The following is a 12526-nucleotide window of genomic DNA, read 5'->3' on the forward strand; positions in this document are numbered from 1 at the left end:
ATGGTTGCAGATCGCAAGTTCGTCAAGTTCGATAATTTCGTAAAGTTAGTAGCGAATGGCTGCGGACTAAACAATTCCCCATGCCCGCCACCTTCCCCTGCCCGTCATCTCGCGCAAGCCGAGTTCGCCGACAAGGTTGAGCGCCCCCTGTTTTGTCACCTTTAGCCGCTCCTGGATCATGCCAGCCGAGACGAGTGGCCGCGACAGCACCAGCTCGATGAGGTCGGGCAGTTTGGAACTGGCGCGGCGGTCGCGGAGTTTTCGCTCCATCTGGCTTTTGGCTAGCACCAGCCGGTCGTGCTCCTTCAACCCCGCCAGCGCCGCCTCGTGGATTCCATCAAGGGAGGCCAACAGCCGTTCGGAGCGATTGCGTGCCCGCCGCCGCTCGCGCGGAATGTTTTTGGCGCCAAGATGCAGGCTGGCGAGATGGTTGGCGGCAAGACCCGCCTGCCGCAGCAGCGCGGCGACAAGCAGCGGCCCGAGCCAGGCGCCATGCTGCAACACTTCGATGTTTTGCCAAGCCTCGAGCAGGATCGCTGCGCGCAGGACGACCGGCAGATCTCCCGTCCTGACGATAACGTCCTGCCATTCGGCCAGGCGCTCTTCTTCGTTCCAGTCGAGATCGTAGATCAGGTCTGGCCGGTCGTCCGGGCGCGCCATTTTCGCCGGCACGGCGCCGCCGCCAAGAATCTTCGATGAGCGTGCCAGGACAGCATCGATCTCGGCAAATTCTTCAGCCAGAAGATCGTCCTCGGCGTCATCGCGACCATCGGCTTCAACGGCTATGGTTTCGGTCCCCTCCCCGTCCCGGGTTTTTTGTCCCGATGCCGGTGTCGCGCCGCCGCGACCGGCCAGTGCCAAAAACCCGTCGCGGCTGAGCGCCCAGTCCGGTTTTTCCGCAAAAATCCGCCGGCGGGTTCGCAGCACCGCATGTGCGCGGGTGAGCTCGTGGGTCGGTGTGCGAATGTCCATATGGGCGTCATGCAGGACGAGGTCTTCGAGGTGGACGAGTTCACCCGCGAGCCAGACCGCCGCGCCCGCGTCGGCGAAGTGCTGGCGCTCGACAAAGCCGTCGCGGACGGGAGAGCGGGCCAGGCGCTCGTCGAGTCGCGCCAAAGCCGCGGTCGCGCGTGCGACAGGCCCGAATAAGGTCTCTAGGGGCAACTCTCGAATCGCGTAAGCCATTGTTTTCACGATAGCCGATTTGTCATAGTCAAGCTATCTCGATGTTAGGTTGACTTGCAGCTGATTTTCTCTAGCGGTTTTCTCACTATCGATAAGTACCTCTTATCGATAGCGGTGGACGCGAATCTGTGGATCAACGATCTTAATTTCCTCGGCCCGGAAAACTACGAGGGCTAAACATTCGATCTATGAGGAGGGCCACCGTGCCAGTCCCCTCCCCTCTTCCGGCCCGCAGCCGGATCGTCGGAGCCGGTCGCTATGCGAAACGCCCTGTGCGAATCCGTCACCGTCGGCGCGTCGAAAAATACTACCCGACACCGTCGTCAGGTGCGCGGCGCTAGCATTTCTCATCCGGCCATCCTCGCCGTTACGCCATTCGCCTTCAGCGCCGCCATCAGCATCGGTCCGACGGAAAACTGCCCTGCCCTCGCCTTTTCGGTCAAAACCCGCAGATAGCCGCCGGCCGAGTTGATATGCTGCGCCCGTTGCAAGATGCAGGCAATCACGATGGCGGCGACCTCCTGGCCCATTACATGGCAAGCCTCCTCGTATGCTGAGGGCGAAATACCAAGGTAGCCTCGCACCTGGGCCGCGGTAATCATCAACTCGCGCCAATTTCCGATCCCTTGCACGGCATAGTCTGCAATTTCGGGGCAGGCTTTCAGCACAAGCCCTATTGGATAGCTTTTGGGTTTCTCGTCGGTTGCCTGGATTTGCTCGACCGCCGCCCTGCTTTTCTCGAAAGCTGGTTCAAATACAAAAATGGAGTCTGTGTTTGAATTAGATTGCTGCTGCTCATTTTGGGACTCATTGGCGCTAGGATTCGTGGAATTCATGAAGTTTTCCAACATCATATCCACTTGGTCGTGAAGTCTGGTCAGCTCGGCAACAATTGCCTCCAGTTCGGACAGCCCTGCCCGCCGCGGGATTGCATCTACAATGGCTCTGAACCGCCTCCAGACGGCTCCCCAGTCGCCAGGAACGCCCTCCTCGATCGCAGCCTCAACAAGCTTGTGGATGTCGCGGCGATGGAGCGTGATCCGCTCCCTCATCAACCGGAGCGCCTGGCTGTCGGCGCGTACCTGTTCGGCAGCATGCTGAAATTCAGCAGCCCGTGTCAGCAGCGGCGCCAGCGAGAATCCGAACGCTTCCTCGATAGCACCACCTTTTCCCTTCCGGGCGAACCGTTTGCCGTTTGGACTATCCCGACGGATGATCAGGCCGCAACTCACCAGCTCGGCCAGATGACGCCGCAATGTGGAACTGGGCATACCGTGTGTGCGAAGCGACAGCTGAACATTCGAAGGAAAGACCATCAGGCCGTTTTCCTCGCTGATCTGGTCGTCCGGATAGAAGGACAAGAGCCCGCTCAGCACGGCCAAAGCGCGATCTCCCACGCCTACGATGGCCTTGCCTTCACACAGCCAGCGATAGACCTGCCATTTTTCGACAAGAGTTCCTTCAGGAATCTCTCGTGCGGCCGCATTCGCTTGCACCAAAGCAAGCGTCATCGGCCGCCGCCCGAAGGGCGTCGTTGCGTATCCACTCTCCATTTCCCTCACCTTTCAATAAGGCAAAAGAAATCTGCTCGCCGAACCGACGCTCAAACGCTTGACAGTGATTCGGGGAAATGCGATTCTCGACCTTGCTAGAGAATACGAGAAGGGCTTCCGCGACGGCGACGTTCGGGGGCCTTTTTCTTTGCCGGGTCTAGTCTCCAGTGGTTTCTGTTGTTGATTTTAAGAAGCCCTCATAGAGCTCATCCAATCGACCTGCGATATATTCGGCAAAGCGTGGTCCGTTCGCGCTACCAAGGGACACGGTGGCCTTCTTTTCTCCCGTCTTAACGGTGACACTGACGGACTTATCCATCGGGGCCCACGACCTGGCTTGTGCCTCCATAGCCTTTGCGGGTCGCGTGTTTATCGCGTCGAAAGCCTCCTGAAAGCGTTGATCACTTGAGTTGTCCGCGGACAACGATTCCAACAGTGCCGAGATGTCAATTTTTGCCATGGGCAGCTTCTCTGCAAATTCCATCCATCGTCGACGCCCAACCTCCGGGGCGGCACCGATTGCATGGATCAGTCCCATCGGCATCTGACGGACGACCGATATCATCTTGGACAGCGCGGCCTTGTCCACGTTCAGTGCGGCCATGATAACGTCACGGGAGAACGAAAGGTCTTCGAGACGAACAGCAAACACTGCCCTCTCGATGTAAGATAGGTTCGTCCTTGTGTTATTTTCCTGCCCTTGACTCACAACCAGCTGGTCATCGGACAGTTCGCGGATCACGGCACGAACTTTGATGCCAATTTCCTTGATCGCGGCCAGTCTGCGGTGGCCGTAAGCCACTTGATATCGACCATTGCTCTTCGGATGTGGGCGAACGAGGATCGGAACTTGCTGCCCGTGCTCTCGGATCTGGCCGACGAGATCGGCGAGATCAACGGGATCTATGGCGAACCGGTCACTGATGAATGACCCATCGACCAGCGTTGGATCGAGCTCGACGATCATCTGGCCTTCTGCCAGTTGCTTCTCAATATCCTGGGCCCGTTCGACCCTCTGCGTGATGTGGCCAAGTGTCTTTGTGATCCCGCCGATGGGAGCGCTGCGCGTTGCCGGAGCAACAAAGCCCGAAAGCGGCCGGACAGCACTCACAGGGTTAGGCGATTCATCGGCGGATGAAATCTCAATGAGGTTCTTGCGGGCCATTATCTTCTCCCCCACGTCGCCTTGAGTAGGCTCTCGATCTCGGAGTTCACCGCATTTAACGACTCCATTGCCCTGTCATAGGTTCCGCGCGTGAATTGGGACCGCTCGACCTCATAAAGCGTCTGCTTCGTCACTCCTGCATCGGAGATAGCCGTGGATTTCAGCATGTGATTGTAAAGCATCCGGTTACCGAAAATGGCTCGCATGAAGCCCGTCATCTGACTTTGGGGGCCATCATTTGGCTCGTAGCGGGTTACGAGATAGCGCATCCAATCGTAGCTCGTGCGCCCTCCTGCTCTTTCGACGACCGCCATTAATTCGCTAGTCATCGCAAGAAACTGACTCATCGACATCACGTCCAGCATTTGCGGATGCACGGTGATCAAAACCGAAGTCGCCGCACACAATGCCGACATCGTGAGAAAACCAAGTTGAGGCGGACAATCAATTACGACCACGTCGTATAGGCTCTCGATATCCGTCAGAACTTCGCCAATACGGGCAAAAAACATGGATTCAGCTGACCCCGAAGTGATCGCTCTCGGCGTCTCATGTTCGAATTCCATGAGTTCGAGATTCCCCGGCACGATATGCAGATTTTGCGTGTAGGTAGCTCGGACAATCTCCACGATCGATCGTGGATCTTCGTAGCGGATTGCTCCGTATAAGGTCTCACCCTCGCCGACGTCGAGCTCTGGCTGATGTCCGAAAAGGGCTGACAGTGAAGCCTGCGGATCGAGATCAATTGCAAGAACGCGATAGCCACGAAGCGCGAGAAACTGGGTCAGGTGTGCCGACGTCGTCGTTTTCGCCGATCCTCCCTTGAAGTTCATAACCGCGATGACTTGAAGTTTCTCTCCTATGCGGCGGGTCGGAACATATTTCGGCGCTCCATTCTTCTCGTCCAGCGATCGACGAATGTTCTCCATATCCATAGGCGTGTACACACGACGACCATTCGCCATAGGCTCCGGCCCGAATCCGTCCGAGGCCACCTGCCTGAGGTAGCCTTCGCCGATGCCAATGTAGTATGCGGCTTCGGCCGGTGTGAAATGTCGAATCGTCTTCTGAGAAGAAGGGGGGAATATCTTCTGCTGGTGCAACTGAAGCTGTCGCGACAGTTCGAGCGAATCCGCGGACAGGATTGATGGCAAGTGTTCCTGCTCGCCGCTTTGGATTGGGTGATGTAGCATTCGGGATCCTCGAACTACGCAATTGATGCAGATTTCAATCAAACTGCGCAGTTAGATTATGGCCCGATTCGTAAAGAATTTACAAACGTTTAACCATGACGGCATTTCGGCCGCCTGGCCTCGGTTGTCCGCGGACAACTTAGCGCACTCGGAACCGAGTACCCGCAGTAATTTACACGCGGATACCTTGGATTCGAACATGAGACCACCCCCTCGTACTGCGGATTTAATCCGACCCGGCCGCTCCTCAGAGCCGACAATGCCACAACGCAAGTTCACTATTGCGGACCGGTGCTGATGGCGGCGCTCAAGCCCAACCGTGATGGTTAGGATGACCGGATCAAAATGCGGGCAACCTATGAGGGCACGAATAGCGGGTGTCGGCATGCCAAATCCTGCAGGAGCGCGGCCGAAAAGAGGAGGCGACCGCCGAGGATCCTGCCTGGCCATTGGCCAACGTAGACCTCGAATGAACAATTTTGGCGGCAATGCAGCGAACGAAAAAGTCCGCGCAAGACTCAGATGTGCCGGAAACCAGGGCAATCAAACGGTCCTCCTCGGGTCAGGCGAGATGTACGAACGGCCGGTTAGGGCTGGTAGGAAGCAGAAGGCTTCGCCGGCCGATTTGCGCCGGCTAGCGCTCGGTGAGAAGCGCCAGCAAGGCCGGATTGATATAGAGGTTCTCCCGGCCGGCCTTCATTTCCTGCAAGAGACCGTTCTCGGCAAGGGTCTTCAGATACACCGATGCCGCCTGGCGTTTTGCGATCCCGGCCGATATCAGATCGCCGATCCGACAGTAGGGATTGACGAAGATGACTTCCGCCAGTTCGCGTGAGTAGATCTTCGGCAAATCCTGACGAATGCGTGTGGCGGTTAGATCAAGGAGATCGCGGATTGCCCGAATTCGGGCCGTCGACCAGATCGCAGTCTCCGCCACAGCCTCGAGCATGTATAGGATCCAGTCCTCCCATGCGCCGTCTGTCGTCACGGCAAGGAGCCGGCCGTAGTAAGCCGCCTTGTTTCGGATGATGTAGCGACTGAGATAGAGCACCGGAATGTCGAGAAGCCCCTGATCGACCAGATAGAGCAAGTTCAAGACGCGACCGGTGCGGCCGTTGCCGTCGGTAAAGGGATGGATGGCCTCGAATTGATAGTGCATGACGGCAAGGCGGATCAGCGGATCGATGTCTGCGGCCTCGTGGATGTAACGTTCCCAATTCGACAGCATGTCGCGCAGGAGAACCTGCCCTTCCGGTGGGGTGTAAACGACCGCGCCGGTGGCCTCGTTCATGAGGGCGGTGCCCGGAGTCGCGCGGATATCCAATTCGACGCCCTTGATGGTCCGGCAGACGGCGATGGCAGTAGATGTCGAGAGGGGCCGTTGTTTGAGCGTCTGAAATCCCTCGCTGAGAGCGGTGCGATAGCGTAGGGCTTCTTTCGTCGCGGGATCGGCCTGGTTGCCGGCCTCGTTGGCGTACCGGAACAGTCTGTCCGTGGTTGTGACGATGTTCTCGATCTCCGAGCTCGCTTGCGCTTCGAGCAGGGGGATCGAATTGATCAGGACTGCTTGATTGGGAATGAGTTGGCCGGACACCCGGAGTTCTGCAAGTGCAGTTCGTGCTTCAATGCAGGCCTTCAGTACGGCCTTCGTCTCCACGTCTTCGTGCGGGGGGAGGGGAGGGAGGTCATTGTAAGGGTGGTCCGGCTGGAATGGCATGTCGATCGATCCTTCGGCGAGCGACATGTCGGTAGGATATGTCGACGGTATCGACATATAGTGGAATCGTGTCGATAAAATCGAAATCTATCGACATATGTGGCTCTCCGCAAGCCAGCCGCTAACATGCGGCTCGGGCGCGCAAGGGCTACAGCCCGCTTGCCTTGGTGAGATTGACACGGAAACGATCGCGTCTGCGCTGATAGCGGCGAGTCATTTCCGCCGAGGCGTGTCCGAGTTGTTTTTGCACATAGCGTTCGTCGACCTCGGCCGAGGAGGCAAGCCCGGCACGTAAGGAATGGCCCGAGAATTTTGTTGCACGGTCCCCTTCGGAGAGGTCGCCGCGGACACCAGCGGCGAGAGCGGTGCGCTTGACCAGCCGCGCCACTTCCTGGTCGTTGAGCCGCTCGGCGCCCACTTGCTTGCCTTGCCCTGCCACCCTGCGAAAGAGCGGGCCATGGCCGATCCTGGAAAATTTGAGCCAGGTCTGCAGGGCGACAACCGGGCAGGTGGCATCGGACGAGCCGCGGCCGATTTCGACCTCGCGCCAGCCGGTCTTTCCGCGCAAGGTCACCAAAATCCCTTTGTCGGGAAAGAACTCGATCCAGCCCGAAGAATCCTCGGTCTGATCGCGGCCGCAGTCGAGACCGACGATTTCGGAACGGCGCAGGCCGCCGGTAAAACCCAAGAGCAGCATGGCGCGGTCGCGCAAGCCGCGTAAGCCAGCCCGGTCTAGCGTCTCGAGCATGGCGATCAGGTCTTCCGGCAGAATGGCTTCTTTCTGCCGGGGAGGGGAGGCGTGGCTGTTGCGAATGCCGGCCATGACGGTGGCGATATGCCGGTCCTTTCTGTCCAGCGGCTGGCCACGCTGAGAAAAATTCCAGGTCAGCGCCGAAAGCCGCCGCTCAATCGTCGACACGGATTTCTTAGCCCCTCCCGACCCCGAGGCTTGCGCGGTGATGTAGAGGCCGACGACCTGCGGATCGGGCGGCAACACATCGAGATGCTGGCGGCGCGCCCAGGCGCAAAAATGCTTCCAGTCGGCGGCGTAGGCGCGGCGGGTGTTGGCCGAGCTTGCTGCCTCGACGTAATCGCGAGCGCGCTCGGCGAGGGCATCGAGATGCGCCGGCAGGCGGGGATTGGTGACGGCCGGAAGAGGGAAGGGAGCTTTGTCCGGCTGCTCGTCCGGCGCGCCGCTCATCTCCATGACAACGTCGATGATGTCGGGCAGGTCGTCGGCAATCGAGGCGTCGGGCTGAGCCGAGGCCGCCGGCGCCATTTGGTCGACACCCGCCGGTGTTTTCTGTGGTTGAGCGGAGCGATGCCGAGCACGCTTTGCTGGGTTTTGATCGACGAGAGAGGCCATTTCCTCTATAAAGAGCAAAACGAGCGATAATGCAAGATTATCGTTCATTGTTCCGATGCGACAGGCTGTGCGTTTTGGTGTGAAAATCGTGGCGAAAAGCGCACGAGCGATTTACCCTCGAAATCATGATTCGCCTTGATCCCGCGACCGCCAGCTCTTCTGCGCCGCCCTCCGTTCCGGCTTGGGCAATCACAAGTGCCGGCGCGCCGAGCGACGGCGACGCCGCCTTCCGGGCCGGCGCCGCCCTGGGTGTCCTCGACACGCTGGCCCGCGCGCAGCCTGCCTGGGCCGGCGCTTGGCGGCAGCGGCTGGCGCTTAGCTGCGCCGCCGCCAGCATGCTGCTCGCCGGCCGCGCCGAGGACGCGGCCGCCTTGCGCGAGGCCTGGTATCTGCGCCAGGCCGGGGCCGACCCCGGACCCGCCGGCACCATCTTTGGCGCCTGGCGGCAGTTGGCCGGACAGCCGCCCGTCGCTACCCCTGACCGACTCGGGAAGATACTCGACCAGCTTGGCCTCCATTGGGATGTCGAGGCGCTGGCCGCGCTTTGTGAACACATCGACGACCTGGCGCGCTCGGGGCGGCCGGCGCCGTTCGCCGCAGCAGCGATCGCCGCCCGCGTCGTCGCCATGCGTCCCAATGCGGAGCTTTTGGCTTGGTGGCTCGCCGACCTGGTGCTGGCGCAAAGCCTGCGCTGGCCGCGGCCGCTGCCGCTGCTGATGGCGCAAGCCTTTGGCCCGTCCTTCCGCGCCGAGGCCGGCGGCGGCAAGCGCATCCGACCCGCGGAGAGAGATTTTGAGCGCGCGGTCTGCGTGGCGTTTGTTCAAGCCGCGGCGGAGGCCTGCCGGCTGGCTGACGAGTTGTCGCGCCGCGCCGCAAAACTCCTGGCGGTGGCGCCGAAATTGCGCGCCAAGGGTGCCGGCGAGGTAATCTTCCTGCTGCTCAACGAAGACGCCGTCTCTGGATCGCTGACGACGAAGAATCTGTCGCGCTTTGCATCGCGGCGGCTGTTCGAGCGGCTGCAGCAACTGGAGGCCGTGCGCGAGCTCTCCGGCCGTCCCACCTTCCGGCTGTTTGGACTCTAGCGATGAGCGAAGCCTCTGCCCGCCACAAGCCGAACGATCAGCCGGCGCTGCTTGACACCGAACTCGATCACCTGCCGCCAGAACTGCGCTGGCGTGAGTGGATGGGCCGGGTCGAAGCGGTGATTTTTTCCGCCAGCGAACCGGTGACACGTAGTGTCCTCTCGCGGGTGGTGGGGAAGAACTGCAATCTCGAGCTGATCATCGACGACATCCGCGCCGAACTCGCCGGCCGCCCCTACGAGCTGGTCGCGGTCGCGGGCGGCTGGCAGCACCGGACCAAGAAAGCCTTTGGAGACATCATCCACGCCGCATTTGGCACGGCGGGGCGGGGGTCGAAAGAATTGTCGCAATCCGAAGCTCTGGTTTTGATGTGGATTGCCTATTTCCAGCCGATCACGCGTGGCGAGCTGTCTTCCTTCTTCGGCAAGGAGGTGTCGCGCGATCTGATCGGCGTGCTACGGGGACAGGAGCTGATCGCCTCGGGGCCGCGTAGCCCGAAGCCGGGGGCCCCCTACACCTATGTGACGACGAAGACTTTCTTGTCGCAGTTCGGGCTCGACACGCTGCGCCAGCTGCCGGATTTCGAGGCGCTCGAGGACGCAGGGCTGCTGTCGAAGGAGAAGCTGCTGGCCGGGGAAATACCGACCGGTCTTGGCCGGGGGGAGGGCGACGGCGAAGAGGGCGAGCCAACGACAGGCCTCATTGAGGATGAGGTGCTCTGAACTGATCGAAACGGGTTGCCTACGACAGCTAGCAACTTAGGGCCACGACGACTGATCGTGCGGCAGCCGGTGATCGGGCTCATGGACCGCGACATGATCGCCTTTGACAAAGTTGGCCGGAAAGATCACCAGGTTGGTGCCGCCGGCGTGGCGCAGCGACGGGAACAGGATACCGCCAAGCCCGGCGGTGATGACCAAGTCCGCAAGCTTCCACGATGAAGGTATCTTCCTGTCGATGCGAGCGACCTGGCGCCAGGCACAATCCCATTCCCGCCAAGAGCCGTCCCAGATGGCCGGGTCCCTGCGAAAGGTCGGCGACCATCGGAAAGCGCGATCTTGTAGGCGGCAAGGGTTGCCGGGGGACGATGCTGGCGCCCTGCTCGTATTCCTCCAACGCCGTCTGGATCGAAACGGGACAGATAGAGTGCTTCGACGCCTGGCCGGTTCAAACGACCGCCATCGATCGCCGCGCCTGCACCGCTGGTGGGCAGGAAAACCCATTTGGGTGTCAGATAGCGATGGAAGATTTCGCCCGGCCCGACGCGGGTGCTCCACGCGCCCCGTTATCGAGATCCCGGATAAAGGCCAGAACCGCCTCGACCTGGCCGTCCGCGACGAGTTCGGCCGGCGATCTCCTCGATGGGCTGGTCATTCATCAGGCGGCTTCCGCTCCTGGAATAGTCATCAAATGCGACCTGCTGGGTGCATTGCGTGTCAAGCAGAAGGACCCGGACGGCGAGGCCTTGCGCAACGACCGCTATGTTTCTGAGGAGGATGCTCCCGATGAACCGGTAGCGGCGGATCATGTGCCAGAAGACCTGCGCCGCGAAATCGAGCAGTTCTTTCTCTCGTCCGTGCTTGGGATCGGCAAGGCCATCAAGTTCAAGGGATGGCAGAACGCCGACGAAGCTCGAAGGGCGATCAAGAAGGGCAATGAGAGCCTTTGCTGCCGGTTGATGAAGCCGCCTTTGAACCCCTCACCGTAGACGGCAAGGTCCAACAAGCTATTGCACCCTATTCGATTTGCTGGAACGTGCATTGGCTTGGCAGCTTGTCGGGTCGCCAGCGCCGCAATTTGGTTCGATGGCGGAGGCGTCACCGGTGACATGATCGAAACGGACCTCGACCACCAGTTCAGGTCTTATCGGCTCCTACGCTCGGTCCGGTCCTGCTGGCGCCCGGCCGGTGAACGCTTGCCCCGCACGCAATCTGGGTCCGGAACTGCCATAGCTGAGCAAGGTTTCCATGAACACGCAGCCAAGGAGTTCCAGAATGCAAACCTCACACACGAGTTCCGTGCATTTTTCCCCTGCCATCGTGCCCTTTGACGGCACAGTGACGGTGAGGTTCTCAGACGCCGTCGTTGCGTCCAGCCAGCGGGCAAAGCTGCTCTATGACGATGGGCGAAATCCGGTCTTCTACATCCCGTTCGAGGATATCTATTTCGAGCTTTTGGAGAAGACGAACACCACCTCGGACTCTCCATGGGGCACGGCCGGCTATTGGCGGGTTCATGCCGCCGGCGCATCCGCCGACGATTTCATGTGGGCCAATGAGACGCCTGAAACAGCCGCATTTGGCCATCGCCCGGCACGGCGCTTTCGACCCGCGCAAGGCGCGCACCGACGCCGATCCGGCCGAAGACAGGCGGCACACACCGCACCTGCCCGAGTAACAGCCGCGAAGGAAGGAGCGACACGTAAGCCTGCAAGGCGAACCAGGCGTCGTATCAAAAGAGGGCCGGACCAAGTCCTCAATGTCAGCGCATGGGTTGACCTACGGACCATTGGACAGCAACTGCGTCCATCTCTGCGTCGACATGCAGCGCTTGTTCGCGGAGCCGTCGATGCTGTTGCTCGTCTACCGTGAAATGGATAGCCGAAAGATGAAGAGTCGGGACGACAATCTCCTACCTTTCCCAATCTAAACGCTTCAAAGGTAGCGCTCACCCTCGCCGCGGTGCTCGAAGCAAAACCAGTGAGATGGTTGTTTTGGCCTGGCAAAGCCCCAGCCGGCGGATAGGTTAAAGGCCACTTTGGTGTGCTATATACGCTGCGTTCTCGGGGCGGATACGAGTTCGATGGATCAGGAAAGACTTCTAGCCGCAGTCCTATTAGCTGATGTCGTGGGCAGCACGCCCCTCTATGAGCGCATCGGCGACGATGCGCTCTGCTGCAGGTTTCGGATTGCCTGGACGCAATGCGAACGATTGTCGCCCAACACGGCGGTGATTTCATTTACTCGAAGAGCGATGACGTACTCAGCCTGTTCGAGAGCCCAGAGGCGGCGCTAAGGGCCGTCATCCAAATCAGCAACCAACTGACGAAAGGGCCCTTGAGCGCCCGGATCGGATTACATTTCGGGGTGGTCATTCGCGCGAGGGGAGCAGTATTCGGCGACGTTGTCAATGTCACCGCAAGGTTGTCCACTACGGCGAAATCCCGGGGAGGTTTTGATCAGCCAGAGCTTCTTCGAAGCCCTTTCCGCGGCCAGCCGTAGTACCTTGCGGCTGCTCGACAAAATGGGCTTCAAGGGGAAGCAAG

11 protein-coding genes and 2 pseudogenes are annotated in these 12526 nt (G+C 60.1%); 5 read left to right on the forward strand and 8 right to left on the reverse strand.

What is annotated here, in order from left to right:
* Positions 1-66: 66 nt before the first annotated feature.
* The 6 genes from DBIPINDM_RS41495 to DBIPINDM_RS41520 all read right to left on the reverse strand — a co-directional run bounded on the left by DBIPINDM_RS41495 (position 67) and on the right by DBIPINDM_RS41520 (position 8179).
* Entirely contained in the window at positions 67-1185 is a 1119-nt protein-coding gene (locus tag DBIPINDM_RS41495; RefSeq protein ID WP_258589750.1) for an RHE_PE00001 family protein, read from the reverse strand.
* A 347-nt stretch (positions 1186-1532) separates the two neighbouring features.
* Complete coding sequence (gene repC / locus DBIPINDM_RS41500) at positions 1533-2738, reverse strand: plasmid replication protein RepC (RefSeq protein WP_258589751.1); 1206 nt, start codon at positions 2736-2738, stop codon at positions 1533-1535.
* Between the two features lie 157 nt (positions 2739-2895).
* Complete coding sequence (gene repB, locus DBIPINDM_RS41505; RefSeq protein ID WP_258589752.1) at positions 2896-3903, reverse strand: plasmid partitioning protein RepB; 1008 nt, start codon at positions 3901-3903, stop codon at positions 2896-2898.
* Positions 3903-5096 carry a plasmid partitioning protein RepA gene (repA, locus tag DBIPINDM_RS41510; protein WP_258589753.1) on the reverse strand — a complete coding sequence of 398 codons (1194 nt, stop codon included), beginning with the start codon at positions 5094-5096 and terminating at the stop codon, positions 3903-3905. Before repA ends, repB begins: the two co-directional genes overlap by 1 nt.
* Positions 5097-5730: 634 nt before the next feature.
* Positions 5731-6813: a protein adenylyltransferase Fic gene (fic, locus tag DBIPINDM_RS41515; RefSeq protein ID WP_258589869.1), complete on the reverse strand. Its 1083-nt coding sequence runs from the start codon at positions 6811-6813 to the stop codon at positions 5731-5733.
* 148 nt (positions 6814-6961) lie between these two features.
* Positions 6962-8179, reverse strand: coding sequence for a site-specific integrase (locus DBIPINDM_RS41520; RefSeq protein WP_416361810.1), 1218 nt, complete (start codon positions 8177-8179; stop codon positions 6962-6964).
* 125 nt (positions 8180-8304) lie between these two features.
* Between DBIPINDM_RS41520 and DBIPINDM_RS41525 the strand changes: the two genes are divergently transcribed.
* Both DBIPINDM_RS41525 and scpB read left to right on the forward strand, forming a co-directional pair.
* Complete coding sequence (locus DBIPINDM_RS41525) at positions 8305-9261, forward strand: DUF1403 family protein (protein WP_258589754.1); 957 nt, start codon at positions 8305-8307, stop codon at positions 9259-9261.
* A 2-nt stretch (positions 9262-9263) separates the two neighbouring features.
* Complete coding sequence (gene scpB, locus DBIPINDM_RS41530; protein ID WP_258589755.1) at positions 9264-9983, forward strand: SMC-Scp complex subunit ScpB; 720 nt, start codon at positions 9264-9266, stop codon at positions 9981-9983.
* A 36-nt stretch (positions 9984-10019) separates the two neighbouring features.
* On the opposite strand, the gene DBIPINDM_RS43475 is transcribed toward scpB, so the two are convergent.
* Positions 10020-10484, reverse strand: a complete 465-nt coding sequence (locus DBIPINDM_RS43475) for an RES family NAD+ phosphorylase (RefSeq protein WP_323806068.1) — start codon at positions 10482-10484, stop codon at positions 10020-10022.
* Between the two features lie 149 nt (positions 10485-10633).
* Here DBIPINDM_RS43475 and DBIPINDM_RS43405 point away from each other — a divergent pair, with 149 nt between their 5' ends.
* Positions 10634-10969 carry an inorganic diphosphatase gene (locus DBIPINDM_RS43405; protein ID WP_318036974.1) on the forward strand — a complete coding sequence of 112 codons (336 nt, stop codon included), beginning with the start codon at positions 10634-10636 and terminating at the stop codon, positions 10967-10969.
* 28 nt (positions 10970-10997) lie between these two features.
* On the opposite strand, the pseudogene DBIPINDM_RS41545 reads toward DBIPINDM_RS43405, so the two are convergent.
* Positions 10998-11191, reverse strand: a pseudogene (locus tag DBIPINDM_RS41545) (ATP-dependent DNA ligase); the annotation flags it as partial.
* Positions 11192-11255: 64 nt separating this feature from the next.
* On the opposite strand from DBIPINDM_RS41545, the pseudogene DBIPINDM_RS41550 reads away from it, so the two are divergent.
* Both DBIPINDM_RS41550 and DBIPINDM_RS41555 read left to right on the forward strand, forming a co-directional pair.
* Positions 11256-11498 (forward strand): annotated as a pseudogene (locus DBIPINDM_RS41550) (DUF427 domain-containing protein); the annotation flags it as partial.
* A 37-nt stretch (positions 11499-11535) separates the two neighbouring features.
* On the forward strand, positions 11536-11658 hold the full coding sequence (locus DBIPINDM_RS41555; protein WP_258589896.1) for a hypothetical protein: 123 nt from the start codon (positions 11536-11538) through the stop codon (positions 11656-11658).
* Positions 11659-12526 lie beyond the last annotated feature (868 nt).

This window comes from Mesorhizobium sp. AR02, from assembly GCF_024746835.1.
Lineage (GTDB): Bacteria > Pseudomonadota > Alphaproteobacteria > Rhizobiales > Rhizobiaceae > Mesorhizobium.